This window comes from Agrobacterium sp. M50-1 (assembly GCF_049843495.1).
GTDB classification, from domain to species: Bacteria; Pseudomonadota; Alphaproteobacteria; order Rhizobiales; family Rhizobiaceae; genus Agrobacterium; species Agrobacterium radiobacter.
The window spans coordinates 605,444-632,281 of record NZ_JBBHZH010000001.1 but is presented as its reverse complement, the minus strand read 5'-3'; the positions used below and the strand labels follow the sequence as shown (position 1 = coordinate 632,281).

General features: G+C 59.4%; 25 protein-coding genes and 2 tRNA genes. 26 read left to right on the top strand and 1 reads right to left on the bottom strand.

Annotated features, from left to right (window positions below):
* Nucleotides 1-117 precede the first annotated feature (117 nt).
* The 22 genes from ruvB (at nt 118) to WDZ78_RS02770 (ending at nt 23,196) form a co-directional block, all read left to right on the top strand.
* On the top strand, nt 118-1,158 hold the full coding sequence (gene ruvB / locus WDZ78_RS02875) for a Holliday junction branch migration DNA helicase RuvB (RefSeq protein ID WP_003506226.1): 1,041 nt from the start codon (nt 118-120) through the stop codon (nt 1,156-1,158).
* A gap of 51 nt (nt 1,159-1,209) precedes the next feature.
* Complete coding sequence (locus WDZ78_RS02870) at nt 1,210-1,428, top strand: DUF2945 domain-containing protein (protein ID WP_425672271.1); 219 nt, start codon at nt 1,210-1,212, stop codon at nt 1,426-1,428.
* Between the two features lie 36 nt (nt 1,429-1,464).
* On the top strand, nt 1,465-2,046 hold the full coding sequence (locus WDZ78_RS02865; RefSeq protein ID WP_425672270.1) for a DinB family protein: 582 nt from the start codon (nt 1,465-1,467) through the stop codon (nt 2,044-2,046).
* Nucleotides 2,043-2,567 carry an NUDIX hydrolase gene (locus tag WDZ78_RS02860; protein WP_425672268.1) on the top strand — a complete coding sequence of 175 codons (525 nt, stop codon included), beginning with the start codon at nt 2,043-2,045 and terminating at the stop codon, nt 2,565-2,567. The genes WDZ78_RS02865 and WDZ78_RS02860 overlap by 4 nt, the downstream gene beginning before the upstream one ends.
* On the top strand, nt 2,564-3,100 hold the full coding sequence (locus tag WDZ78_RS02855; protein ID WP_425672267.1) for an NUDIX hydrolase: 537 nt from the start codon (nt 2,564-2,566) through the stop codon (nt 3,098-3,100). Before WDZ78_RS02860 ends, WDZ78_RS02855 begins: the two co-directional genes overlap by 4 nt.
* A complete protein-coding gene (gene ybgC / locus WDZ78_RS02850; RefSeq protein ID WP_065656478.1) occupies nt 3,097-3,537 on the top strand; it encodes a tol-pal system-associated acyl-CoA thioesterase in 441 nt (146 codons plus the stop codon). The genes WDZ78_RS02855 and ybgC overlap by 4 nt, the downstream gene beginning before the upstream one ends.
* Before the next feature lie 261 nt (nt 3,538-3,798).
* Nucleotides 3,799-4,518, top strand: coding sequence for a protein TolQ (tolQ, locus tag WDZ78_RS02845; protein ID WP_003497570.1), 720 nt, complete (start codon nt 3,799-3,801; stop codon nt 4,516-4,518).
* A 60-nt stretch (nt 4,519-4,578) separates the two neighbouring features.
* Entirely contained in the window at nt 4,579-5,040 is a 462-nt protein-coding gene (gene tolR / locus WDZ78_RS02840; protein WP_020012206.1) for a protein TolR, read from the top strand.
* A 9-nt stretch (nt 5,041-5,049) separates the two neighbouring features.
* Nucleotides 5,050-6,219 (top strand): hypothetical protein, encoded by a 1,170-nt coding sequence (locus WDZ78_RS02835; RefSeq protein WP_020012205.1) that lies wholly within the window; start codon nt 5,050-5,052, stop codon nt 6,217-6,219.
* A 20-nt stretch (nt 6,220-6,239) separates the two neighbouring features.
* Entirely contained in the window at nt 6,240-7,547 is a 1,308-nt protein-coding gene (tolB, locus tag WDZ78_RS02830) for a Tol-Pal system beta propeller repeat protein TolB (protein ID WP_026364039.1), read from the top strand.
* Between the two features lie 210 nt (nt 7,548-7,757).
* Complete coding sequence (pal, locus tag WDZ78_RS02825; RefSeq protein ID WP_026364038.1) at nt 7,758-8,291, top strand: peptidoglycan-associated lipoprotein Pal; 534 nt, start codon at nt 7,758-7,760, stop codon at nt 8,289-8,291.
* Nucleotides 8,292-8,449: 158 nt separating this feature from the next.
* Nucleotides 8,450-9,457: a tol-pal system protein YbgF gene (gene ybgF / locus WDZ78_RS02820; RefSeq protein ID WP_425672266.1), complete on the top strand. Its 1,008-nt coding sequence runs from the start codon at nt 8,450-8,452 to the stop codon at nt 9,455-9,457.
* Nucleotides 9,458-9,484: 27 nt separating this feature from the next.
* Entirely contained in the window at nt 9,485-10,822 is a 1,338-nt protein-coding gene (tilS, locus tag WDZ78_RS02815) for a tRNA lysidine(34) synthetase TilS (protein ID WP_425672265.1), read from the top strand.
* A gap of 154 nt (nt 10,823-10,976) precedes the next feature.
* Complete coding sequence (gene ftsH, locus WDZ78_RS02810; protein WP_020012201.1) at nt 10,977-12,941, top strand: ATP-dependent zinc metalloprotease FtsH; 1,965 nt, start codon at nt 10,977-10,979, stop codon at nt 12,939-12,941.
* A gap of 189 nt (nt 12,942-13,130) precedes the next feature.
* Complete coding sequence (gene glmM / locus WDZ78_RS02805; RefSeq protein WP_003523248.1) at nt 13,131-14,483, top strand: phosphoglucosamine mutase; 1,353 nt, start codon at nt 13,131-13,133, stop codon at nt 14,481-14,483.
* A gap of 188 nt (nt 14,484-14,671) precedes the next feature.
* Nucleotides 14,672-15,517, top strand: a complete 846-nt coding sequence (locus tag WDZ78_RS02800) for an outer membrane protein (RefSeq protein WP_020012200.1) — start codon at nt 14,672-14,674, stop codon at nt 15,515-15,517.
* Between the two features lie 208 nt (nt 15,518-15,725).
* The gene (locus WDZ78_RS02795; RefSeq protein ID WP_425672264.1) at nt 15,726-16,904 is read left to right on the top strand and encodes a phosphoserine transaminase; all 1,179 of its coding nucleotides are present in this window, start codon (nt 15,726-15,728) and stop codon (nt 16,902-16,904) included.
* A gap of 83 nt (nt 16,905-16,987) precedes the next feature.
* Nucleotides 16,988-18,583 carry a phosphoglycerate dehydrogenase gene (gene serA, locus WDZ78_RS02790; RefSeq protein WP_020012198.1) on the top strand — a complete coding sequence of 532 codons (1,596 nt, stop codon included), beginning with the start codon at nt 16,988-16,990 and terminating at the stop codon, nt 18,581-18,583.
* 222 nt (nt 18,584-18,805) lie between these two features.
* Nucleotides 18,806-19,897, top strand: coding sequence for a Tim44 domain-containing protein (locus WDZ78_RS02785; protein WP_425672263.1), 1,092 nt, complete (start codon nt 18,806-18,808; stop codon nt 19,895-19,897).
* Nucleotides 19,898-20,389: 492 nt separating this feature from the next.
* A complete protein-coding gene (locus WDZ78_RS02780) occupies nt 20,390-21,580 on the top strand; it encodes an OpgC family protein (protein WP_003506259.1) in 1,191 nt (396 codons plus the stop codon).
* Between the two features lie 207 nt (nt 21,581-21,787).
* Complete coding sequence (gene mnmA, locus WDZ78_RS02775) at nt 21,788-22,984, top strand: tRNA 2-thiouridine(34) synthase MnmA (RefSeq protein ID WP_026364036.1); 1,197 nt, start codon at nt 21,788-21,790, stop codon at nt 22,982-22,984.
* Nucleotides 22,985-23,119: 135 nt separating this feature from the next.
* Nucleotides 23,120-23,196: transfer RNA gene (locus tag WDZ78_RS02770), tRNA-Met, on the top strand.
* Nucleotides 23,197-24,012: 816 nt separating this feature from the next.
* Here the strand turns inward: WDZ78_RS02770 and WDZ78_RS02765 are convergent.
* A tRNA-Gly gene (locus WDZ78_RS02765) sits at nt 24,013-24,087 on the bottom strand.
* Nucleotides 24,088-24,340: 253 nt separating this feature from the next.
* Here WDZ78_RS02765 and WDZ78_RS02760 point away from each other — a divergent pair.
* The 4 genes from WDZ78_RS02760 (at nt 24,341) to WDZ78_RS02745 (ending at nt 26,812) form a co-directional block, all read left to right on the top strand.
* Complete coding sequence (locus WDZ78_RS02760; protein WP_003506262.1) at nt 24,341-24,850, top strand: prolyl-tRNA synthetase associated domain-containing protein; 510 nt, start codon at nt 24,341-24,343, stop codon at nt 24,848-24,850.
* Between the two features lie 54 nt (nt 24,851-24,904).
* On the top strand, nt 24,905-25,873 hold the full coding sequence (gene trxA / locus WDZ78_RS02755; RefSeq protein WP_087745946.1) for a thioredoxin: 969 nt from the start codon (nt 24,905-24,907) through the stop codon (nt 25,871-25,873).
* A gap of 68 nt (nt 25,874-25,941) precedes the next feature.
* Complete coding sequence (locus tag WDZ78_RS02750; protein ID WP_003506267.1) at nt 25,942-26,613, top strand: LON peptidase substrate-binding domain-containing protein; 672 nt, start codon at nt 25,942-25,944, stop codon at nt 26,611-26,613.
* Nucleotides 26,614-26,623: 10 nt separating this feature from the next.
* Complete coding sequence (locus tag WDZ78_RS02745) at nt 26,624-26,812, top strand: Trm112 family protein (protein ID WP_026364035.1); 189 nt, start codon at nt 26,624-26,626, stop codon at nt 26,810-26,812.
* Nucleotides 26,813-26,838 lie beyond the last annotated feature (26 nt).

Sequence of the window (26,838 nt, the reverse complement as noted above, 5' to 3'; positions counted from 1 at the left end):
GCATGCGGACGTGGAGCCGCGTTTATCGTGAATTTCGTGAAGCGCGTTGATGCGATAGTCGTGATATAGGGGCGACGACCACCTGATGAATTCGGTTAGAACAATGGAATGCCCTGAATGAGCGATGCGGAGAGACTGATTACCCCGGAAAAGCGCGGTGAGGACATCGACACCACGCTGCGCCCGCAGTCGCTGGATGATTTTACCGGCCAGGCGGAGGCCCGTGCCAATCTCAAGGTGTTCATCGAGGCCGCCAAGAACCGCGGCGAGGCGCTGGATCATGTGCTGTTCGTCGGCCCGCCCGGCCTCGGCAAGACCACGCTGGCGCAGATCATGGCCAAGGAACTTGGTGTCAACTTCAAATCCACTTCCGGGCCTGTCATCGCCAAGGCGGGTGATCTCGCCGCACTTCTCACCAATCTGGAAGAGCGCGATGTGCTCTTCATCGATGAAATCCACCGCCTCAATCCGGCAGTGGAAGAAATCCTTTATCCTGCCATGGAGGATTTCCAGCTCGATCTCATCATCGGCGAGGGGCCGGCGGCGCGCTCGGTGAAGATCGATCTTTCCAAATTCACCCTCGTTGCCGCCACCACCCGTCTCGGCCTCTTGACGACGCCGCTGCGTGATCGCTTCGGCATTCCGGTCCGCTTGGCCTTCTACACCGTCGACGAACTGGAGCTGATCGTTCGGCGCGGAGCGCGGCTGATGGGGCTGAATATGACCGATGAGGGTGCGCGCGAGGTGGCAAGGCGGGCGCGTGGCACGCCGCGCATCGCCGGGCGGCTGTTGCGCCGTGTGCGCGATTTCGCCGAGGTGGCGCGGGCGGAAGCCGTCACCCGTGAGATCGCCGACGAGGCTTTGACGCGGCTGCTGGTCGACAAAATGGGTCTCGACCAGCTCGACATGCGTTATCTCACCATGATCGCCGTCAATTTCGGCGGCGGCCCGGTTGGCATCGAAACCATCGCCGCCGGCCTCTCGGAGCCGCGCGATGCGATCGAGGACATCATCGAGCCCTATATGATCCAGCAGGGTTTCATCCAGCGCACACCGCGCGGGCGCATTCTGACTGCAACGGCCTGGAAACATCTGGGCATGCAGCCGCCCAAGGATATCGAGGCGGCGCAGTTCCGTCTGACGCTTGAGGATGATTGAGGGAACAAACCCGGCTTGCCGGCTTTGATCGTCTTTGGCACGGAGATGGTCATGTCTGGATATCGCAAGGGTACGAAGGTCCGGTGGAACTGGGGCAATGGCGCCGGTGAAGGTAAAATCGTCGAGACTTTCACTGACGATGTCGAACGCACCATCGCCGGTTCCAGAATAAAGCGGAAAGCAAGCAGGCAGGAGCCTGCCTATCTGATCGAACAGGAAGACGGCGCGAAGGTTCTGAAAAGCAGATCGGAGCTTGAGCGTGTCGATTGAACGACGGCGTCCTTCGACGTCAAGGGAGGTACCCTCATGCCTTACGATCCGCTGCGGGTCTTCCGCAAACTTGCACGCAACAACCGGCTGGCCAATTTCCGGCTGCATCAGGCCTGTCTTCAGCTTTCACAGGGGGCGTTTGTCGCTTCCCGCGTCAGTTTCTTTCCCACGCTTAGGGCAACGCTGAACCACATTTACACCGTCGACCGGTTTTATATCGATGCCCTCCAGGGCGGCACGCTCGGCCTTGCCGCTTTTGCCGAAGAGGAGCCCTTCGCCACAATGCAGGCGTTGCAGAGTGCCCAGAGGGAGCTTGACGAGGAGCTGATCGCATTTGTCGATGGTCTCGATGAAAACGGCCTTGCGGCCAACGTCAATATTCATCGGGGTGCGCGTATCCAGCGGGATCGCTGCGACGATGTTCTGTCTCATCTCTTCCAGCACCAGACGCATCATCGCGGGCAGGCGCATGCGATGTTATCAGGGACCACGGTCAAGCCGCCGCAACTGGATGAATTCATTGTGGGAGATGATGCAAAGACGAGAAAAGACGATATGGATGCGTTAGGGTGGACGGAAACCGATTTGATGTTTCCAGCCCGCAGGCCAGCACCATGACACATGATACCAAGCAGGACACCCGTATCCGCATCAAGTTCAAGCCGAAGCGCATTTTTCAGATGCGTGTCGCGGGACTGGCGTTTCGTGATGGCCATGTGCTGGTGCACCGGGCGTCGCATGAAAAATTCTGGACCTTTCCGGGTGGCCGCGCCGAAATGGGCGAACGCTCCGAAGAAACGCTGGCGCGTGAAATGGTCGAGGAGCTTGGCGTCGAAGCCAAGGTGGGACGTCTTCTCTGGGCGGTCGAGAATTTTTTCCACTACGAGGGCAAGGACTGGCACGAACTCGGGTTTTATTACCTGATGGACCTGCCGGAAACACTGGCCTTTCATCCGACTGACATCATTCACCGCGTTCAGGACGGCGATAACGAGCTGGAGTTCCGCTGGGTTGCTGCAACCCGGCAGGCATTGACGGAGCTTGATATTCCGCCCTATTTCATCGCCGACGAAATAGAGCACCTGCCGAAGGCCACACGACACCTCGTCTGGCATGACGGCGATCTGGACGATAAATGACCTCTGCGCCTGAACGCCACATGATCCGGCTGGACCGGAAACCGCAGCTTTTCAGCATGCGGGTTGCGGCGTTGATCTTGCAGAACGGCCATCTTCTGGTCCAGCGCGGCACGAAGGACAATTACTGGGCCTTGCCCGGCGGCCGTGCCGAAATCGGCGAAAGCTCGCAGGAAACCATCATCCGCGAGATCCGCGAGGAGCTTGGCCGGGATTGTTCGGTCGAGCGTCTCGTCTGGTCGGCCGAAAATTTTTTCGCCTATGACGATTATGCGGCGCATGAGCTGGGATTTTATTATCTTGTTTCGCTTCGCCAGCCTCTGCCGTTCCACGAAAGCGATATCGTGCATCGGATACTGGATGGCGTCGAGGTGGAGTTCCGCTGGCTGCCCGCGCAGCCATCAGCGCTTTTGAAGAGCGATCTGAGGCCCCGTTTCATCGCGGAGCGCATCGAGACGCTGCCGCAACGGCATGAGCATCTTATCATTCGCGAAGGTCGTTCCGATGCTGCCGAAATTCTCAAGGAGATAGTATGAGCGAGCTTGTGGTTTCGCTTTCGGGTGAACTGATCGAACATGGCCACCGCCTGACGCAACGGGTCTATTATGAGGATACGGATTTCTCCGGCCTGGTTTACCACGCCCGTTATCTGCATTTTCTCGAGCGCGGACGCACCGATTACCTCCGGTGCCTCGGCTGCGAACAAAGCGCGCTTCTGACCGCCGATGAGGAGGGGCTGGTCTTCGTTGTGCATCGCATGGAGATCGATTTCAAAAGCCCGGCGCGGATGGATGACGTGTTGACGATCACGACCATCACCGAGAAGGCCGGCGGCGCGAAAATGGTGCTCAATCAGGAAATCCGGCGGGGCGAAACGCTGCTGGTCGCCGCGAAGGTCATCATCGCCGTCATCAATGCCAATGGCCGGCCAAGGCGTCTTCCGGAGACAGTGGCGGAAAAATTCCTGAAGTAATTGACGGCCCCGTCGAGTAAATCCATCCGGCGTGGCCCCGCTGTAACACTCCTTTAACCATAATGGTGTCTTACTTTAGCAACTGGCATTTGTGCGGCGCACGCCTTCCTTTCACCAAATTTATTGGCAAGTAAGGCTTACTGGCAAGTATCGGGGTATGGCTAAGGGGTTGGCGGCTGCGGCCGCAGGACTTCGAGCGTTAACACGCGTTTGAATCGCCCGGTCCCGTACCGGGCGTTTGGATTCGGGGATTGGATATTTATGGAACAGGCAGGTTTGGCAGCGGCGACGCACGATGTAAGTCTCTGGGCGCTGTTTATGCAGGCGGGCCTCATCGTGAAGCTCGTGATGATCGGACTTATCGCCGCCTCGGTCTGGACGTGGGCGATCGTCTTCGACAAATATGTGAGCTTCGGCAAGGCAAAGAGGCAGTTCGACCAGTTCGAACAGGTCTTCTGGTCGGGCCAGTCGCTCGAGGAGCTTTATCGCACGCTGGCGGAACGCCAGAACGGCGGTCTTGCGGCAATTTTCGTTTCCGCCATGCGGGAATGGAAAAAATCATTCGAACGCGGCGCGCGTTCTCCCATCGGTCTGCAGATGCGTATCGACCGGGCGATGGATGTGACGATCGCGCGCGAAGGCGAACAATACGAGGCTCGCCTCGGTTCGCTTGCCACCATCGGCTCGGCTGGTCCCTTTATCGGCCTTTTCGGTACGGTCGTCGGTATCATGACCTCGTTCCAGGCGATTGCCGGTTCGAAGTCGACCAACCTTGCGGTCGTGGCGCCGGGTATCGCCGAAGCGCTTCTGGCGACGGCCATCGGCCTTGTCGCGGCTATTCCGGCGGTTATCGCCTATAACAAGTTCACGGCCGACGCGCACAAGCTTTCCGCCCGTATGGAAGGCTTCGCCGACGAGTTCTCCGCGATCCTGTCGCGCCAGATCGATGAAAAACTTCAGACGCGGCAGGCCGCCCAGTAAGCGGTCCCTAATTTACATGCCGTGCAGTAATTTGCCGCAAGGCAAAATGGAGTAGATGATATGGGTATGTCAGCAGGTGGCGGCGGCGGCGGTTCCGGTGGACGCCGGGGTGGGCGCGGCGGACGACGCAAAGGCGGGGCGATCAGCGAGATCAACGTGACGCCGCTGGTCGACGTCATGCTCGTGTTGCTCATCATCTTCATGGTGGCTGCGCCGATGATGACGGTCGGCGTGCCTATCGACCTGCCGCAGACCTCCGCCAATGCGTTGAACTCGGACACGCAGCCGATCACGATTTCCGTCAACGCCAATGGCCAGATCCATCTGCAGGAAACGGAAATCCAGGCGGCTGAAGTGGCCGACAAGCTGCAGGCAATCGCCACGACGGGTTATAACGAACGCATCTTCGTGCGTGCGGATTCCGTTGCCGCCTATGGCGTCGTCGCCGACGTGATGGCGCGTATCCAGGCGGCTGGCTTTAAGAATATCGGCCTCGTGACCCAGCAGAAACAGGACAATTGACGTAAAACGATGAAGGGCAGCCTTACCACATCCGCGATCGTGCATGCGTCGCTTCTGGCTTTCGCCCTCGTTTCCCTGGGCTCGCCGGAACCGCTTGACGTGTCGCAGGCCGAGGCCCTGCCGGTGGAGCTGGTGCCGATCGAGGAACTGACCCAGATCCAGCAGGGCGACAAGAACGCGCCCAAGGCGGAAAAGTCCGCGCCTGTTCCGACCACGCGTCCTGATATCATCGAGAATGCCCAGAATATCGGCAACAACACCGCCGATATCGAAGCGCCGCCGACCCCGACCGCAAAGCCCAACGACAATATCAGCGCGGCAGCTCCGCCCAAGCAGGAGAAACCGCAGCCGGTCGTCGATACCAAGGCAAACGAGGTGAAGGAAATCGTCAAGGAAGAAACCTCGGCTCCCAAGCCGCAGGAAATGGCCGCCTTGCCGCAGACCAAGCCTGAAATTGCGCCGCAGCCGAAGACGGAGCCGCCGCCGCAGGAAACCAAGGCCGAAGAGCCGCCGCCTGCCACGCAGGAACCGGCCGAAATTCCCGTGCCGCAGAACGTGCCGCGCCCGAATTCCCGCCCGGAGCCGCCGAAGCCGGAGGAGCCGAAGCAGGCCGAGACCAAGCCTGCCGAGCAGAAGCCCGCGGAAAAACCGGCCGAAACCAAGCCCGATCAGGCGAAGTCCACGGACAAGCCTTCCGACAAGAAGCCCGGTGAGAAGAAGCAGGAGACTGCGAAATCCGCCTCGTCGAAGGAAAGCGATTTTAACGCTGACGATATCGCTGCACTTTTGAACAAGCAGGCGCCTTCCGGCGGCGGCGCCAAGCGCTCCACCCAGCAGGCAGCCCTTGGCGGCAAGAAATCGACCGGCGGCTCTACGCTCAGCCAGACGGAAATGGATGCGCTGCGCGGCGCAATCCAGAAAAACTGGCAGATCATTCCCGGCATGGCGGATGCCTCGGACGTTCGCGTCCGTGTCACCATGAAGCTTGACCGCGACGGAACCATCATCGGTCGGCCCGAGATCGAGGCAACCGGCGGTTCGGAAGGAACGCGCCGTGCTCTTTCCGGCGGAGCCTATCGCGCCATCATGCGTTCTGCTCCGTTCACGAACCTTCCTGCCGATAAATATGACGCATGGAACGAAGTCGTCGTGAACTTCGATCCCAGTGAATTGCTATGAATGCTGAAAGGCCTGGCAACATGAAGATATTTTCGCCGATCCGGCTGGTGCTCGCTGTCGCGGCCCTCATGTCGGTTTTCTCCGCACCGGCTTTTGCGCGGGTGGAAATCAACATCAACAAGGGTAATGTCGAACCGCTGCCCATCGCCATCACCGACTTCATGTCGAGCGACGGCATCGGTGCGCAGGTTTCCGCTGTTATCGCCGCCGACCTGCAGCGTTCCGGCCTCTTCGCGCCGGTCAACAAGAACGCCTTCATCGAAAAGATCAGCAACCCGGATCAGCAGCCGCGTTTCGAGGACTGGAAGGTCATCAACGCCCAGGCGCTTGTGACCGGCCGTGTCACGCGTGAAAGCGATGGCCGCCTGCGCGCCGAGTTCCGCCTGTGGGATACTTTCGCAGGCCAGCAGATGACCGGCCAGCAGTTCTTCACCCAGCCGGAAAACTGGCGCCGTGTCGCTCACATCATCGCCGACGCCATCTATGAGCGTATCACCGGTGAAAAGGGCTACTTCGATACCCGCGTGGTTTTCGTCTCCGAAAGCGGCCCGAAGACCGCCCGCAAGCGTCAGCTGTCGATCATGGATCAGGACGGCTTCAACGTCCGCAATCTGACCAATTCGAACGACATCGTTCTGACGCCGCGTTTCTCGCCGAACCGTCAGGAAGTGACCTACATGTCCTTCGAAGGCCAGCAGCCGCGCGTTTACCTGCTGCAGCTGGAAACCGGACAGCGCGAAGTGGTCGGCAATTTCCCGGGCATGACGTTCTCGCCGCGCTTCTCTCCTGATGGCCAGAAGGTCATCATGAGCCTGCAGCAGGATGGCAATGCCAATATCTACACCATGGACCTGCGCTCGCGCACCACGACGCGGCTGACCAACACGTCGGCGATCGATACCGCGCCGTCCTATTCGCCTGATGGCCAGCGTGTCGCCTTTGAAAGCGACCGTGGCGGCCGCCAGCAGATCTACGTCATGAATGCCGATGGCTCCGGCCAGCAGCGCGTCTCCTTCGGCGACGGTTCCTATTCCACGCCGGTATGGTCGCCGCGCGGCGATCTGATCGCCTTCACCAAGCAGTCGGGCGGCAAGTTCTCGATCGGCGTGATGAAGACCGACGGTTCGGGCGAGCGCATTCTGACCAGCGGGTTCCACAATGAAGGCCCGACCTGGGCGCCGAACGGCCGCGTACTGATGTTCTTCCGCCAGAACGCCGGCGCCGGTGGTCCGCAGCTCTATTCGATCGACCTGACGGGCTATAACGAACAGCTCATCAAGACGCCGACCTTCGCTTCGGATCCGGCATGGTCGCCGCTTCTGGACTGATATGACTGCCATAATGGCGCCGGCATGAACCGGCGCCATCATGTTTTACTTGATACCATGGGGAAGTGCGCCTCTTTCTTGCCGCAAAGTGTTGTGAGGGAGCAAAAAACGGGGACATTTCCTTTCTGTTAACCATAAGCGTTTGCCGGCTATTAACCGCGATCAGTTAGTGTCCGGCAACGTTATTGAAATCCTAAGGAGAGACCGGCGATGAGCCGTACACACACTTCGGCACTCAGCCCCATGCAGAAACTGGCCCGTAACCCGGCTGTCATCGCCATGACGCTCGCGCTTGCTCTCGCAGGCTGCGCGAACAAGAAAAACATGCCGAACAGCGCCGGTGAACTCGGCCTTGGTGGCGCGGGCTCCGCAACGCCGGGCTCCCAGCAGGACTTCACGGTCAACGTCGGCGACCGCATCTTCTTCGACACCGACTCCACCTCGATCCGCGCCGACGCCCAGCAGACCCTGCAGCGCCAGGCCCAGTGGCTCGCCCGTTACCCGAACTACGCCATCACCGTTGAAGGTCATGCCGACGAACGCGGTACGCGCGAATACAACCTTGCGCTCGGCGCCCGTCGTGCGGCAGCAACCCGCGACTTCCTGGCTTCCCAGGGCGTTCCGGCTAACCGCATGAAGACGATCTCCTACGGCAAGGAAAAGCCGGTCGCGGTTTGCGACGACATTTCCTGCTGGTCGCAGAACCGCCGCGCCGTGACGGTTCTCGGTGGCGCGGGCATGTGATTGCCTGACGTTATTGTGATCTTGAATGAGAGGCGGTCTTCGGGCCGCCTTTTGTTTTTTTCATAGTTTGGCCGAAGTTAAGTTGCTTTTTCGGTTGATATGGAAAAAATCCGGCTTGCGCCATTCCGGTGCAAATCAGTTAAGGCAGGACGAATGAGATGAAGAAACTTGTCGTGGCGGGAATGCTGGGGCTTGCAGCCTGCACCGGCTTGAGCGGCACAGCCGTTTCGGGTCCGCTGTTCGGTGCGGGGGGTAGCTTCGGCACGATCAACTCTCAACAGCAGCTCCCGGTCGTCCGGGTTCAGGCCAATGAAGCCTATCGGGTTCAGCAGCTTGAAGAACAGATCCGGCAGCTCAATGGCCGTATCGAAGAAATGAGCTTCCAGCTTCTGCAGATGCAGGAAACGATCCGCAAGGCGCAGGAAGACAACGAGTTCCGCTTCCAGGAACTGGAAGGCGGCAATGCCGGCGGCAAGGGTGCAAGCCCGACCGCTGCACCGAAAAAGAAGGCGGAAGCCAGTCCGGTCAATCCGGCCTCGCCGCCGACCGACGACGTTGCAACGATCATCGAAACGCCACCCGAGGGTGGCGCTTCCGTTTCTCCCTCTGCTCCGACAGGCGCACCGGGAGAGACGACGCTCGGCTCGATCGAGCTTGATTCCAAGGGAATGCCGATTGGCGGCACACTCAATTCCGGCGCCAGTAATTCCTCCGGTAACCTTCCGGGCGTGACCACCGGCAACGGCACCCGCAAGACCGATCCTGTCAACACGGCGGCACTGACCAGCGAAGGCGACATCTATCAGGCCGCCTACGGTCATGTCCTTTCCGGTGATTACAAGCTGGCGGAACAGGGTTTCCAGCAATATCTGCAGGGTTATCCCAAAGGTACAAAGGCCGCCGATGCGAGCTTCTGGCTGGGTGAGGCGCAATATTCCCAGGGCAAGTTCAACGAGGCCGCCAAGACCTTTCTGAACGGCCATCAGGCCTATGGCAAATCTCCGAAAGCGCCGGAAATGCTGATGAAGCTCGGCATGTCGCTTGCCGCCCTCGACAATACCGAAACCGCCTGCGCCACGCTGCGCGAGGTGCCGAAGCGCTATCCCAATGCTTCGAAGACCGTGCTGAGCAAGGTCGCCAGCGAACAGAAACGGCTGAGCTGCTGATTTTTCCCTGCGATGGCGGGTATTTCCATGCCGGTTGATGCCCGCACTCCGAATGAAAAGACAGTTGCGCCGCTCGCGGCGGCACAGCTTTTTGTCGGAAATCTAGAAAACTCCACCCATATCCTCGTCGCAATCTCCGGCGGCAGTGATTCCACCGGCCTGTTGCTGGCATTGCACGAGGCAACGGCGGGATTGGATGGGGACCGTTTGCGGCTCTCCGCCGTCACGGTCGACCATGCGCTGAGAGCGGAATCCGCCGATGAGGCGCGCAAGGTCGCCATGCTCTGCGCCGAACTTGGCATCCCCCACGTTACCCGCCGGTGGGATGGTGCCAAACCGGCTTCCGGCCTTTCCGAAGCCTCCCGGCTTGCCCGCTACCGCCTGATCGCCGAGGTCGCCCGTGAAACTGGCGCCGATCTTGTGGTGACGGGGCATACAATCGGCGACCAGCGTGAAACCGTGGCAATGCGCGCCGCCCGCAATGGCGGCAGTGATAATCTCGGTCTCTCCGGCATGGCGGACGCGGTTTTATACGATAACCGCTACTGGGTCATGCGGCCGTTCCTGATGTGTGAGAGACAGGCGATCCGTGACTTTGTTTCGTCCCGCTCGCGCGTTTGGCTTGACGATCCGAGCAATGAAAATATCAGATATGAGCGGGTGCGTGTAAGGCAGGCGCTTCCCGTCTCTCCCATGTGGATCGATGCGGAGGCCTCTTTCAAAAGACGGTCGCTTTCCGACAAAACAGCTGTTTTCCTGCGCGATCACGCGCAGATTTTCCATGCTGCTCTCGCCAGGCTCGCCGACGAGGGCGTCAATCCCGATCTTCCCGAGTTCCGGCACGGGTTGGCGGCGATGATCGCCACCCTTGGCGGAAGGGCATATTTTCCGGCCGCAAGCAGCATGGAGCGCGTTTTACGGTTTCTCAAAACGGGTGAAAACGGGCGAATGACAGTCGGCCGTGTTCTTCTCGATCGGCGGCGGGATGGCCTTTATTTGTTGCGCGAGCAGCGAAACCTGCCGCAACTTCACGTCGGCGCGCGTGAGCAAGGGCTGTGGGACGATCGTTTCCTCGTGAAGAACGGATCGGCTTTTCCAATCCTTGTCAAAGCGGGCAGAGTTGGTGATGCCGCGGAAATGGCCGCGCTTTTTCCGTCGGCGCCATCAGGGGTGACAAAGCCGGCGATGGCGGGTCTGCCGCAAATTGCCGCAGCGGCCGGCGGACCGGTTTCCATGCCGCAGGCCGTCACCATCACGCCGAGGCTCGCACCTTTCGATCTTTTCCTGCCGCGTTTCGACCTTGAGTTGGCAAATGCAATCGCGAATTTATTCGGACGGACGGCCTATCCACAGCCCCCGGTTTAAATCCGGCCTCTTTTTCGTGAATTGCCTTGGAATAGTTTTTACACCAAAACGCATCAGATAACGCGCTTTGCCTTGGCAACGGCAGATGTCGTCCTTATGTTAGGGGCACGTAAGAGCGGGCAGCAGATATGCCCGTGTGAGTTCGGGGAGTTCGATGAACCCAAATTTCAGAAATTTCGCCTTGTGGGCCGTGATTGCCCTCTTGCTGATCGCATTGTTCAGCATGTTCCAGACGTCGCCGACGCAAACGGGTTCGCGGGAAATTCCGTATTCCCAGTTTCTTCGCGATGTGGATTCCGGGCGAGTTCGCGACGTGACCGTCACCGGTAACCGGGTTCTCGGAACCTATACCGAAAACGGCACGGCCTTTCAGACCTATTCCCCCGTCATCGACGACAGCCTGATGGAGCGCTTGCAGAGCAAGAACGTCACCATCGTGGCGCGTCCCGAAAGTGACGGCTCCTCCGGTTTCCTGAGCTATCTCGGCACGCTTCTGCCGATGTTCCTCATTCTCGGCGTCTGGCTGTTCTTCATGCGGCAGATGCAGGGTGGTTCCCGCGGCGCGATGGGCTTTGGCAAGTCCAAGGCCAAGCTTCTGACGGAAGCGCATGGTCGCGTGACGTTTGATGACGTCGCAGGTGTGGACGAAGCCAAGCAGGACCTCGAGGAAATCGTGGAATTCCTGCGCGATCCGCAGAAGTTCCAGCGTCTTGGCGGTAAAATCCCGCGCGGCGTGCTGCTTGTTGGTCCTCCGGGCACCGGTAAGACGCTTCTGGCGCGTTCAGTCGCCGGCGAAGCGAATGTGCCGTTCTTCACCATTTCCGGTTCGGACTTCGTGGAAATGTTTGTCGGCGTCGGCGCAAGCCGCGTGCGTGACATGTTCGAACAGGCCAAGAAGAACGCGCCCTGCATCATCTTCATCGACGAAATCGACGCCGTCGGCCGCCATCGTGGCGCCGGTCTTGGCGGCGGTAACGACGAACGTGAGCAGACGCTGAACCAGCTGCTGGTCGAAATGGACGGCTTCGAGGCGAATGAAGGCATCATCCTCATCGCCGCCACCAACCGTCCTGATGTTCTTGACCCCGCACTTCTGCGTCCAGGCCGTTTCGACCGTCAGGTCGTCGTTCCGAACCCTGATATCGTCGGCCGCGAGCGCATCCTCAAGGTGCATATCCGCAACGTGCCGCTGGCGCCGAATGTCGATCTCAAGATTCTGGCCCGCGGCACCCCCGGTTTTTCCGGGGCGGACCTGATGAACCTCGTCAACGAAGCCGCCCTCATGGCTGCCCGCCGCAACAAGCGCGTGGTCACCATGCAGGAATTCGAAGACGCCAAGGACAAGATCATGATGGGCGCGGAGCGCCGCTCCTCTGCCATGACCGAGGCCGAAAAGAAGCTGACCGCCTATCACGAAGCCGGACACGCCATCACCGCGCTTAAGGTTGCCGTGGCCGATCCGTTGCATAAGGCGACGATCATCCCGCGCGGCCGCGCGCTCGGCATGGTCATGCAGCTGCCGGAAGGCGACCGTTACTCCATGAGCTACAAGTGGATGGTGTCGCGTCTCGTCATCATGATGGGTGGCCGCGTTGCCGAGGAATTGACCTTCGGCAAGGAGAACATCACGTCAGGCGCGTCTTCGGATATCGAGCAGGCCACCAAGCTTGCCCGCGCCATGGTCACGCAGTGGGGCTTCTCCGATGCTCTCGGCCAGGTATCCTATGGTGAAAACCAGCAGGAAGTCTTCCTTGGCCATTCCGTCTCGCAGTCGAAGAATGTCTCCGAGGCGACGGCCCAGACGATCGACACGGAAGTTCGCCGCCTGATCGACGAGGCCTATACAGAGGCACGGCGTATTCTCACGGACAATCACGACGGCTTTGTCGCAATTGCCGAGGGTCTTCTCGAATACGAAACCCTGACGGGCGACGAGATCAAGGCGCTGCTGCGGGGTGAGAAGCCGGCGCGCGATCTGGGTGACGATTCTCCGGGCAGCCGTGGTTCGGCGGTGCCGAAAGCCGGCGCCAAGAAGGACGGCCCAAGTGAAGTGAAGGGTGACGGCGAAGCCAAGGGTGACGGTGAGGCGGAAGGCGGCATGGAGCCGCAGCCGCACTGACAGCCCGCGCAAGTCAGAAATTGTAAAAGGCCATCCGGGTTTCCGGGTGGCCTTTTCATTTTGGTAACAAGATATAAGCCATTTTTGCGGTAATTTACGTGCTGTTTATCGTGGTTTGTGGCATCTAGCCAAAAACGCTTCCGGCTGTTTTCAGCTTTTGCCGGAATGCCCGAAAGATTTGGAGTTCAAATGGCACGCCGTTATTTCGGAACCGATGGTATCCGCGGACAATCGAACGTATTCCCCATGACGCCTGATCTGGCGATGCGTGTCGGCATTGCCGTTGGAACGATCTTCCGCCGTGGCCATCATCGTCATCGCGTTGTCATCGGCAAGGATACGCGGCTTTCCGGCTATATGCTGGAGAACGCGTTGGTTGCCGGCTTCACCGCCGCCGGCCTTGATGTCTTCCTGCTCGGACCCATTCCGACGCCGGCCGTCGCCATGCTGACCCGGTCGCTGCGCGCCGATATCGGCGTGATGATCTCGGCCTCGCACAATCCCTTCTCTGATAACGGCATCAAGCTTTTCGGACCTGACGGATACAAGCTCTCCGACGAGCTGGAACTGGAGATCGAGGACCTTCTCGACAAGGATATTTATGCGCAGCTCGCCAAGCCGAGCGAGATCGGCCGCGCCAAGCGCGTGGATGGTGATATTTATCGTTATATCGAATTCGTCAAACGCACGCTGCCGCGCGATGTGACGCTGAGCGGGCTTCGGATCGCGATCGACTGCGCCAATGGTGCTGCCTACAAGGTGGCGCCCGCAGCGCTCTGGGAACTCGGCGCGGAAGTCGTCACCATCGGCAATGAGCCGAACGGCATCAACATCAATCTCGAATGTGGCTCCACCCATCCGGAAGCCCTGCAGAAGAAGGTGCATGAAGTGCGGGCCGATATCGGCATTGCGCTCGACGGTGATGCGGACCGCGTCATCATCGTCGATGAGCGCGGCGAGATCGTCGATGGCGACCAGCTGATGGCTGTCATCGCCGATAGCTGGGCCGCCGACAACACGCTGCGCGGCGGCGGCATCGTCGCAACAGTCATGTCCAATCTCGGCCTGGAACGCTTCCTCGGAGACAAGGGCCTCACCCTTGCCCGCACCAAGGTGGGCGACCGTTATGTCGTCGAACACATGCGCAACCACAATTTCAACGTCGGCGGCGAACAGTCCGGCCATATCGTGCTGTCGGACTACGGTACGACCGGCGATGGCCTCGTCGCGGCATTGCAGGTTCTCGCCAAGGTCAAGCGCTCCGGCCTGACTGTCAGCGAAGTCTGCCGCAAGTTCGAGCCGGTGCCGCAGCTTTTGAAGAACGTGCGCATCTCCGGCGGCAAGCCGCTGGAAAACCCTGTTGTGCAGCAGGCGATTGCAGATGCGGAAAGCGCCTTGGCCAATAATGGCCGCCTCGTCATCCGCCCCTCGGGCACAGAGCCGCTGATCCGCGTCATGGCGGAAGGTGATGACAGCGCGAAGGTGGAGCAAATCGTCAATGATCTCGTCGGCGTCATTGCCAATGCTCGCTCGGCCGCGTGAGCCGAGGCGTCAGTAATGCCCTAACAAAGCCGGCTGCTCAGCCGGCTTTTTCTTTGCGTATTTGCTAATAAATATAGTGAATGATCGTGGTTAATCGGGACTTAACCATTTTACGTCAATCTCAATGACTGAACAGTTCACTGGCATCTGCTGCCGAAAACGCACGTGCCTCTTCTGGAGTGGAAGTCATGAAAAACGCCCTGGCCGGATTTCTGGCCGTCCTGCTGACCGGTACCAGCGCTATCGCTGCCGATCTTTATCAAGCCGAGCCCGCGCCGGCCTATGTCGAGGCCCCCGAGGTTGCGATCACCCAGGCGAGCGGCTGGTATCTGCGCGGCGATGTCGGTTATTCCTTCAACAAGCTGCGTGGCGCCCATTATTATCAGGGTGGCCCGGGTGGCTATCTGCAGGATTTTGACACGGCGACGATCAAGGACAGCTATGTCGTCGGCGCCGGTGTCGGTTATCAGTTCAACAACTATTTCCGCAGTGACGTAACCTTTGACTATATGGGCAAATCGGATTTCCGTGGTTCCACGAGTGGTTTCTGCGGTTCCGTTCCCGGCCGCTGCGTTTCGGCGGATCTTAGCTCCCTGCGCGCCTATACGCTGATGGCCAACGCCTATGTCGATCTCGGCACCTATGGCCGCGTCACGCCCTATGTCGGCGGCGGTATCGGCGGCTCCTACGTCAAGTGGGACAAGCTGCGCAACACATCCTGCAGCGTCAATGGCCTTGGCTGCGACCCGACCACCGAGCATGGCGGCAAGGGCAAGTGGCGCTTTGCCTACGCTCTGATGGCCGGTGCGTCCATCGACGTTACCTGTAACCTGAAGGCCGACATCGGCTATCGTTTCCGCCACATCAACAAGGGCGATATGTTCGCTTATGAGAATGGCGGCGGTCCGGGCCGAGACAAGGGCCTCTATTCGCATGAAGTTCGGGTCGGTGGCCGTTATGTCTTCAACGGCTGCGACACCGCGCAATACATGCCGCCTGCCGATATTCCGCTGCAGCCTGCCGTTTATAAATAAACGTCACGCCTGACTGATAGCTTCAAGCCGTTCGCATCCTTCGCGGGTGCGGGCGGTTTTTGTTTTAGCGGCATTGCGCATGACGCATATGGACCAAGATTCTTCTGCGCAGCGACATATTCCGCTTGACTGCGACCGGCGACAGGAATAGCAACGGCGTCAGGACACTCCACCCTAACGTGGAGCGCCTATCTGGAAGGATAGTCAAATGACAGATATCGTGAAGCCGGACGTCCGTCCGGGCAATACGCATTTTTCCTCTGGTCCCTGCTCGAAGCGTCCCGGTTGGTCGCTAGATGCTCTTTCCGATGCGCCGCTCGGTCGCTCGCATCGCGCCAAGGTTGGCAAAGCCAAGCTGAAGCAGGCCATCGATCTCACCCGCGAAGTTCTCAATGTTCCCACCGATTATCGTATCGGTATCGTTCCCGCGTCCGACACCGGTGCCGTTGAAATGGCGCTCTGGTCGCTGCTCGGTGAACGCGGCGTTGATATGCTCGCCTGGGAAAGCTTCGGCGCCGGCTGGGTCACCGATGTCGTCAAGCAGCTGAAGCTGAAGGACGTGCGCAAGTTCGAGGCCGATTACGGTCTGCTGCCGAACCTTGCCGAAGTCGATTTCGACCGTGACGTCGTTTTCACCTGGAACGGCACCACCTCCGGCGTTCGCGTTCCCAATGCCGATTTCATCCCTGCCGACCGCAAGGGCCTGACCATCTGCGACGCCACCTCGGCGGCCTTCGCACAGGACATGGACTTTACGAAACTCGACGTCGTCACCTTCTCCTGGCAGAAGGTTCTGGGCGGCGAGGGCGGCCATGGCGTCATCATCCTTTCGCCCCGCGCCGTCGAGCGTCTGCTCAGCTATGCACCCGCATGGCCGCTGCCGAAAATCTTCCGCATGGTCTCCGGCGGCAAGCTGATCGAAGGCATCTTCACCGGCGAAACCATCAACACCCCTTCCATGCTCTGCGTTGAAGACTATATTGACGCGCTGCTGTGGGCGAAGAACCTCGGTGGCCTGAAGGCGCTGATCGGCCGTGCCGACGCCAACGCCAAGGTCATCTACGACTTCATCGAGAAGAACAATTGGATCGCCAACCTGGCCGTCAAGCCGGAAACCCGCTCCAACACTTCCGTCTGCCTGAAGATCGTTGATCCCGACGTGGCTGCACTGGACGCCGCCGCACAGGCCGATTTCGCCAAGGGCGTTGTTGCCCTGCTCGAAAAGGAAAATGTCGCCCTCGATATCGGCGCTTACCGTGACGCACCGTCCGGTCTGCGCATCTGGGCCGGCGCGACAATCGAGACGGCCGATATGGAAGCCGTCATGCCCTGGCTCGCCTGGGCTTACCAGACGCAGAAGGCAGCACTTTCCAAGGCTGCCGCCTGATTTTGATACCGGCCCTGCGCAGATGCAGGGCCGCACATTTCCCGCTTTCAAAACTGCACCGCTTTTCAAGGAGCCCGTGAACCATGGCACCTCGCGTACTCGTATCCGACGAACTGTCGGAAACCGCCGTCCAGATTTTCCGTGATCGTGGCGTCGAAGTCGATTTCCAGCCGAAACTCGGCAAGGATAAGGACAAGCTTGCCGAAATCATCGGCAATTACGATGGTCTCGCCATCCGTTCCGCCACCAAGGCGACCGAAAAGCTGATCGAGGCGGCGACCAACCTCAAGGTCATCGGCCGCGCCGGCATCGGCGTCGACAATGTCGATATTCCGGCGGCCTCGCGCCGCGGTATCATCGTCATGAACACGCCGTTCGGCAACTCGATCACCACCGCGGAACATGCGATTGCGCTGATGTTTGCCGTTGCGCGCCAGCTTCCGGCAGCCGACAGCTCCACGCAGGCCGGCAAGTGGGAAAAGTCGAAATTCATGGGTGTCGAAATCACCGGCAAGACGCTCGGCGTCATCGGTGCCGGCAACATCGGCTCCATCGTCTGCTCGCGCGCACTTGGCCTGAAGATGCACGTTCTGGCCTACGACCCCTTCCTGTCGCCGGAGCGCGCGCAGGAAATGGGCGTGACCAAGGTTGAGCTGGACGAACTTCTGGCGCAGGCAGATTTCATCACCCTGCATGTGCCGATGACCGACAAGACGCGCGGCATTCTCAACGCCGAAAACCTTGCCAAGACCAAGAAGGGCGTGCGTATCGTCAACTGCGCCCGCGGCGGTCTGGTGGATGAGGCGGCCCTTGCCGAAGCCATCAAGTCCGGCCATGTCGCCGGCGCCGGTTTTGACGTGTTCGAAGTTGAGCCCGCCACGGAAAGCCCGCTTTTCGGCCTGCCGAACGTTGTCTGCACGCCGCATCTCGGCGCATCGACCACGGAAGCGCAGGAAAATGTCGCGCTTCAGGTTGCCGAGCAGATGTCGGACTATCTGGTCAAGGGTGCCGTTTCCAACGCCATCAATATGCCGTCGATCACGGCGGAAGAAGCGCCGCGCCTGAAGCCTTTCATCCGTCTCGCGGATGTTCTCGGTTCCTTCGTCGGCCAGGTGCAGGAAAGCGCCACCAAGGAAATCGAAATCCTTTATGATGGCGCAACAGCCAGCATGAACACGAAGGCATTGACCAGCGCATTGCTGGCCGGCCTGATCCGCAGCCAGGTTGCGGATGTGAACATGGTTTCGGCACCTGTCATGATCAAGGAAAAGGGCATCATCCTTTCCGAGGTCAAGCGCGACAAGACCGGCGTTTACGACGGTTACATCAAGCTGACGGTCAAAACGGAAAACCAGATACGCTCGGTTGCCGGCACGGTGTTCTCGGATGGCAAGCCGCGCTTCATCCAGATCAAGAACATCAACATGGATGCCGATGTCGGGTCGCACATGATCTACATCACCAACACCGACGTTCCCGGCATGATCGGCTTCATGGGCACCACGCTCGGCGAAGCTGGCGTCAACATCGCCAACTTCCAGCTCGGCCGTGAAAAGGAAGGCGGCGACGCCATCGCGCTGCTTTATGTTGACGGCCCGGTTTCCGAAGATGTGTTGGACAAGCTACGCGCCAACCCGGCAATCCGCCAGGTCAAGCCGCTGACGTTTAACGTCGACTGATCTATCGTTCCTCCCAAGGGGACAATAAGGACCGGTGCAGGGGAAACCCTGCGCCGGTTTTTGTTTTTTCAGTTACTCATTTTATGGCAATTCGCGTCCGCTTCGCGTTTCGGTTGCATATCACAAAAAATTTAAGCCGAGTGGTCTAAAAATGATGATCATGAGTTGCTATATCGCCTGCTGAGATGCCGCTCATGGGAGGGCGGCCAACAGGAGATAACGATGTTTGCTGCCTTTCGGCGCTTCAAGGGTTTGTTCGCAGTCGCCGCACTTGGTATCGCGGTGTCTTTCGTAGCGGTTGATATGGCAGAAGCACGCCGCGCCGGCGGTGGTTTCGGCAGCCGCGGCACGCGGACCTATTCCGCTCCGCCTTCGACCAGCACGGCGCCCGGCCAGACCGCGCCGATCAACCGGAGCATGACGCCCAATACCAATCAGGCGGCACCGAGCGCTGCTCAGCCGGCGCGCCCCGGTGCGCAGGCGGCCCCGCAGCAGAGCCGTGGCCTGTTTGGCGGCATGATGGGTGGTTTGATGGGCGGCCTGTTGATGGGCGGTCTGTTTGGCATGCTGATGGGCGGTGGTTTTGGCGGCATGGCCGGTTTCTTCGGCATGCTGCTGCAGGTATTGCTTATCGGTGGTCTGGTCATGCTCGCCATGCGTTTCTTCGCATCGCGCCGTCAGGGCCAGCCCGCTTATGGTGCAGCCGGCGGCTCGCAGCGCACGGATCATTCCGGTTCCTCCTATAATGGCGGTTCGCAGGCGGGTCCTTCCGCATCCTCGTTCAAGATTCCGAAGATTGGTGCTCTGGCCGGTGCTGCGGGTGGCGCTGCGGCTGCTACTGCTACTGCTACTGCTGCAACGGCAAAGCCCGTGCCCCACGCCAATGCCATCTCGGAAGGCGATGAAATCGGTATCACGCAGGGTGACCTCGAAACCTTCCAGAAAATGCTGGAAGATGTGCAGGCTGCCTATGCGGCCGAGGATTACGGTACGCTGCGCAAGCTGACGACGCCGGAAGCGATGTCCTATCTCGCAGAAGAACTGAGCGACAACGCGACTAGCGGTGTGAAAAACGACGTGCGCGACGTGACGCTGCTGCAGGGCGATGTCGCCGAAGCCTGGCACGAAGAAGGGCAGGATTACGCAACGGTTGCGATGCGTTATTCCGCCATCGACGTGATGCGTGACCGCACCTCCGGCAAGGTGGTCGAAGGCGATGAACAGCATCCGTCCGAAGCGGTCGAGATGTGGACCTTCGTCCGTCGCCCCGGCAACGATAACTGGCAGGTCGCCGCCATTCAGGCCGCCGCCTGATGCCAACAGCCCGAGTTTTATCGAACGACATGGCCCGGAGGTTCACAAACCTCCGGGCTTTCGTTTATCAGGACGCAAAGACGTCGACCGTGCCAAAAATTTGACCCCGGATACTCCTTGCCCTCGGCAGACGCGGCAGGACAAAAAAACGATTGATAAATCTAACGGGTGATATCTCCGCCGATCATCGGCTGCAATTTCCGTGTCACCCTGCTATGCAGGGCTTTGAGCCCTGTTCGTCTTGGCATGTCGCCGGTGCATGGCTCGGCCGCTTCACAGAATTGCCTTTTTTCATTCATCCGGCATTCAGTCCCTGCATCCTAACCAGAAAGCATACACGTCAATGTGACTTTTCGCGCCGGTTCTAAACCGCTTTGGAAAGGGAACCACAGCCGCAAAACAGCGTTGACAATCCAATTCCCGGCCCGCCTCCCGCAAGCCGGGCTGGGTGGCCGGGCAACGCAGGCCCTGTGAGAACGGAGAGCTATCGAGATGAAACGCTTTGACCTGATCGACGGGATGCGTGGTTACTTCCTCGTCTTCATGCTGATCAACCATCTGGTGTTTGCCGGCGGTTTCTGGCTGGTGGAAATCAATCACCGCCAGTTTGCCTTCGTGGAAGATGCGCAGGGTTTCGTTTTTCTGTCCGGTCTGCTGATCGGCATGGTCTATGCCCGCAAGATGATGAAATACGGCTATGACGCTGGCAAGCAGATGATCTGGAACAGGGCGATGGAGCTCTATCGTTATGCGATGGGCCTCGTCATCGCCGTGCTGTTCTTCCGCATGGTCATCCCGCATGCGCCCTATATCTGGTACAACTGGCTTGGCATGACGACGTTCGACGATCCACTGCGTCTGGCGGCGATTGCGACATTCCTTTTCCAGCCGACCTTCATGGATATTCTGCCGCAGTATATCGTCTACATGCTGTTTGCGCCGGTCCTCGTTAAGCTCTGCCTTGACGGCAAGTGGGCCTATGTCATGGCCGGTTCCCTGCTGGTCTGGATGGCGGGCCAGCTTGGACTTCAGCAGATCGTGACGACGCCGCTCAACGAACTCGTCAAGGGTGCGGACGAGCAGGGTATCCGCGTCAGCTTCAACCTGCTTGGCTGGCAGCTCGTTTTCTATTCGGCGCTGGTAATGGGCGCGATGACGGCACAGAACCGCATTCCGTGGAAGGCGATCTTCTCGCCGCAGCACACATGGCTTCCGAAGGCCGCGCTTGTCATCTGCCTGTTCTTCATGCCGCTGCGCATCGCCACCGCCTGGGGCCTCATGCCGGAATTCATGATGGGCAAGTTCTCCACCATGGAAATCCGCGCCGATTTCGGCCCGGTTTACCTCATCAACTTCCTGGCGGTTGGCGTCGGCCTGACCTGGCTGGTGATTGCCGGTCCGCACCACCACCGTCCGCTTGTGCGTTCCATCGCCGAAGGCGTCATCTGGGTGCTGTCGTTGAAGTTCCTGCAACTCCTCGGCCGCCATTCGCTGCAGGTCTATGTCTGGCATGTGGCGATCGTCTACGGCGTCTATTATCTCGACGGCCGCACGGCGGAACTGTCGCAGCTCAACAAGACGCTGATCGCGTTTACGGCCATCGGATTGCTGGCCTTGCCGGCCCTGTGGCGGGAGCGCGACAAGTGGTTCGGCAGCAGCGGCCAGAAGACGGCCGGCGCTTAACAGCCTGTCGCGGACCGAATCTGATTGCTTTGCGGGGCGGTTTTCCGCCCCGTACTTGCGTGCGCGGCCATTCCTTTCTATATGCAGCCCTTAAATCCGCAGATCGGCGAGACAGGACGGCCCGGTTGATGGCCATGGCTTCTCGCAGCGGATGACCGACAGGCGGCGGGGCCTTTACCCCCGTTATGACTGACGATGGGAAAAAACGTGAATACGCTCGATTTTGACAAGAGGCCGGAAGATACCCGGATCGTTGTCGCCATGTCCGGTGGCGTCGATTCGTCCGTGGTGGCCGGTATCCTCAAGCGCGAGGGCTACGATGTCCTCGGCATTACCCTCCAGCTTTACGACCACGGCGCCGCCGTGCACCGCGCCGGCTCCTGTTGCGCCGGGCAGGATATCGATGATGCACGCAGGGTCTGCGAAACGCTCGGTATCCCCCACTATGTGCTGGATTACGAAGCGCGGTTCCGTGAAACCGTGATCAACCCCTTTGCCGAAGCCTATGCGATGGGCGAGACGCCGATCCCCTGCGTGGCCTGCAACCAGACGGTAAAATTCGCCGATCTGCTCGCCACGGCGCAGGAACTGGGTGCGGATGCGCTGGCAACCGGCCATTATATCCGCTCGCGCCCCAATCCCGTTGCCGGCCAACCCGGACGCCGCGCGCTCTATCGGCCGATCGACAGCGACCGTGACCAGAGCTGGTTCCTGTTTGCAACAACGCAGGAGCAGATCGACTATCTGCGCTTTCCGCTGGGCGGTCTCTCCAAGGCCGAAACGCGGGCGCTGGCGGAAGAGATGGGGCTTGTCGTCGCCAAGAAGGCCGACAGCCAGGACATCTGTTTCGTGCCGCAGGGCAAATATACCGATATCATCAACAAGCTGAAGCCGAATGCGGCATTGGCGGGCGACATCGTCCATCTCGACGGCCGCGTGCTCGGCCGCCACGATGGCATCGTGCATTATACGATCGGCCAGCGCCGTGGTATCGGTGTGGCGACCGGGGAGCCGCTTTATGTCGTGCATCTCGATGCGCGGGGCCGCCGGGTCATCGTCGGCCCGCGCGAAGCGCTGGAAACCCGCCGGGTCTATCTGCGCGACATGAACTGGCTGGGCGATGGCGAGCTGGTAAATGATGCCGGGCAGGGCTTTGCCTGTTTCGCCAAGGTGCGCTCCACCCGTCCGCCAACCGAAGCGATGCTGCATGCAGACGAAAACGGCATCTATGTGGATCTGATGACCGGTGAGGCCGGCGTCGCTCCTGGCCAGGCCTGCGTGCTCTATTCCGCACCGGGGGCCGATGCCCGCGTTTACGGCGGCGGTTTCATCGAACGGTCGGAACGCTCAGTGGATGCCGAGGCGTCGCTCAAGGCGCTTCTCGAAAAGCCGGTTGCCGCCTGAAACCATTCGCTTTTTGCAGCAATGCGGAAAGCGAATTTTTTGCGCATCTTGCGCTTGACACTTTGGGGAGCGGCACCTTATAAGCCGCTCATCCTGATGGAACGGCCGGTCACATGACTGTCACGTTTCCACTGTGGCGGGGTAGCTCAGGTGGTTAGAGCAGCGGAATCATAATCCGCGTGTCGGGGGTTCAAGTCCCTCTCCCGCTACCACTTTCCTTCATATGAAAAATCCAAACCGCGTCGTTCTGCGCCCGTGTTTCGTTGCTTTTCCGAGCGGGAAAAACGATGGATCATTTGGTGTTTACCGGTAAGTTTCGCCCAAAAAAAGGGAAACCCGCTTACTGCAAAAATGCAGCCAGCGGGTCTCAACCTCTACCCCCTCCCACAAGGGCGGCTGCACAAAAGCACATTGAATGAATTATGGCAAGATCAAGGCGACCATATTGTTGCGGTGGAGGGCCCTGTTCTCCAGTTTATTGGTGGATGGCAAAGCGTGACCAGTTCCGTGCGCCGTTGGTAAGGGGAGCGGTAGGACACCAGGTTTTCGGTGCAGCCCATTTTTTCAACGGCCCGCGGTTGGTAATGTGTCTTGTGCGGTGAAACCTGTTCGCGGCCATAAACGATCATGTCTGCGGCAAGCGATGTGGTTGGTATCGACAGCACGGCGAATGCGGCAGTCAAAAGAATTCTTCTCGAATATGCGGACATGGCTCTTCCCCGGTTTATCAACGCAGGAGAACGTCCGGCGCTATGAGCCGTTCCAGGGTTGATGCTGATATTTTCGCGCGTGGCGGCGGCGGCAAAAAAAGATGCCCGCTCAAGGCGGGCAATCAGAGGGGAACTGAGGTTAGGAGCCTCGCGTCTGAAACGGACATCTTCAGCATAAGTTCCGCTTGCGGGATAATTTCTGCAACGTCGGGCCGACGGACAGCTGCGAAGGCAATGTATTCCGGGCCGCATCGCACGGAACGATTCGGCATGCGGAAACAATGGTGCTTTCCTGAGGATTCAATCTTTAGGGAAATTTGGAGCGGGCGAAGGGATTTGAACCCTCGACCCCAACCTTGGCAAGGTTGTGCTCTACCCCTGAGCTACACCCGCTCAAATCCACCGGTCCGGGGTAGTACGCTGAACCGTGGGCCGCCAAGCGGCGACGGGCGCTATATCGCTCAATCGATTCTGGAATGCAACAGGGAAATGACAAAAACGCGAAAATTTCTTTGAGAAATGCGACAAGCGGCGGAAATGATTGAGAATTTTTCATTTCACTGTTTTTTCCTGCGTTGCCAAGCGTCAGTTGCCCCCTTAATCAGGAAACAAGGAAAACGGAATCGACAGAGGCAGGCGGCAGGATATGGCGGAAAATTCCCAGAAGACGGCAAAGGAACTGTTCGAGTTTCTCGACGGGCTTGGCATTTCCCACACCACGAAGCAGCATGAGCCGGTGTTCACCGTCGCCGAATCCCAGTCGCTGCGCGACCTCATTCCCGGCGGTCATACAAAGAACCTCTTTGTAAAGGACAAGAAGGATCAGTATTTCGTGCTGACCGTTGAGGAAAACGCGGCCGTGGACCTGAAAAGCGTTCACAAGACCATCGGTGCGGCGAGCCGCGTGTCCTTCGGCCGGCCGGAAAAAATGCTGGAATATCTGGGTGTCGTGCCGGGTTCGGTCACGGTGTTCGGGGCCATCAACGACACGGACAGGCAGGTCACCTTCGTGCTCGACAGCGATCTCCTGGAAAACGAGTTGGTGAACGGCCATCCGCTTTCCAACGACCAGACGACAACGATCGCGTCCAAAGATCTCATTCGCTTTCTCGAGGCAACGGGACATGCGCCGCTTGTCTTGAAAGTCAGCGAGTGAGATACGATCTTTGCTTCAAATAAGACAAATGACAGAAGTTTACGGGAGACCGGCATGAGCGGCGACAATAATCCTTACGGCGGTTCCTATAGCGGGCAGATGACCGCAAGCGCGCATCACAATGGCGAGCTTAACGGTGCGGCCTCCGGCCACATCAAGGACACGACGACGGCCAGTTTCTCCAAGGATGTTCTTGAAGAATCCCGTCGGCAGCCGGTTCTGGTGGATTTCTGGGCGCCCTGGTGCGGCCCGTGCAAACAGCTGACGCCGGTGCTTGAGAAGGTCATCAACGAGGCGAATGGCCGTGTGAAGCTCGTGAAGCTGAACATTGACGATCATCCGTCCATTCCCGGCCAGCTCGGCATCCAGTCCATTCCGGCAATCGTCGCCTTTGCCGACGGCCGGCCCGTGGATGGCTTCATGGGCGCCGTTCCAGAAAGCCAGATCAAACAATTCATCGAAAAGATTGCAGGGCCTGACGCTGGCGATCCCAAGGCTGAGATCGAGGCCGTTCTGACTGACGCAAAGCAGCTTCTGGCAGATGGCGATTTTAACGGCGCAGCGCAGCTTTTCGGCGCCGTCATGCAGGCCGATCCGGAAAATCCCGCAGCGATTGCCGGTATCGCCGAATGCATGATCGCGGCCGGTCAATATGAGCGGGCCAGCGAACTGCTCTCCTCCCTGCCTCAGGAACTCAACGACGATGCGGGCATTCAGCTCGTTTTGAAAAAGATCGCGCAATATGAGGAAGCCCGCAAGATCGGCGACCCCGTGGCGCTCGAGCGCGAGCTGGCGCTCAATCCCGATCAACACGAGGCGCGGGTGAAGCTTGCCAAGGTGCTGAACGCACAGGGGCGGCGTGACGAGGCGGCGGATCATCTGCTCTATATCATGCGCAAGGACCGGACCTTCGACGATGACGGCGCGCGCCGCCAGCTTCTGGAGTTTTTCGAGGCCTGGGGCTTCAAGGATCCGGCAACCGTTGCCGGCCGCCGGAAGCTTTCGGCGATACTGTTTTCGTAATGCGGGCATATCCCGGCCAGGGCGGTTGAACCGCCGGCCGGGCAGCAGTGAACAGGGGGCTTGATCCCATGCACGTCGGAAATGCGAGATACGTGAAGAACGACGACCTGCCGGAAACCGTGCCGGTCTTTCCACTTCCCGGCGCCCTGTTGTTGCCGGAAGGCCATCTCCCGCTCAATATTTTCGAGCCGCGATATCTTGCCATGATCGACACGGCGCTGGCGGGCCACCGGCTCATCGGCATGGTGCAGCCTGCCCTTCACGTCATCGAGTCCGGTCTTGAAGGCGGGCCTCTGAGCGCAGTCGGATGCCTCGGCCGCATCACCTCCTTTTCCGAAACCGGCGATGGCCGTTATATCATCTCGCTCACCGGTGTGTGCCGTTTCCGCCTGCTGGAAGAGGTTGGGGTGGGTGAGCCCTATCGCAGCTTCCGGCATGCGCCTTTCATCGCCGATCTCTCGGGCGAATATGACGAGGAGGCCGTGGATCGCGAAAACCTGCTGCGGGTATTCCGCTCGTTTCTGGACGCCAACCAGCTGGAAGCGGACTGGGAAAGCGTTGAGCGGGCGGGCAACCGTGTTCTCGTCAATTCGCTCTCCATGATGTCTCCGTTTGGACCCGCCGAAAAACAGGCGCTGCTGGAAGCGCCTGATCTGAAGACGCGAGCCGAAACATTGATCGCCATCACCGAGATCGTTCTTGCGCAGGGATCGGGTGAGGGCGGCAACGTGCTGCAATAGGAACGCCGCCATGGACGACAGGATGAGCAGTGTCGACCCCAAGCTGCTGGAGCTTTTGGTCTGTCCTTTGACGAAGGGGCGTCTTTCTTATGATCGCGTCCGCAACGAACTCATTTCCGAAAGTGCAAGGCTTGCTTACCCGATCCGCGACGGCGTGCCGATCATGCTGATTTCGGAAGCGCGCAAGATAGAAGACTAATCTCCCCGGTTATCACCTCCACACAT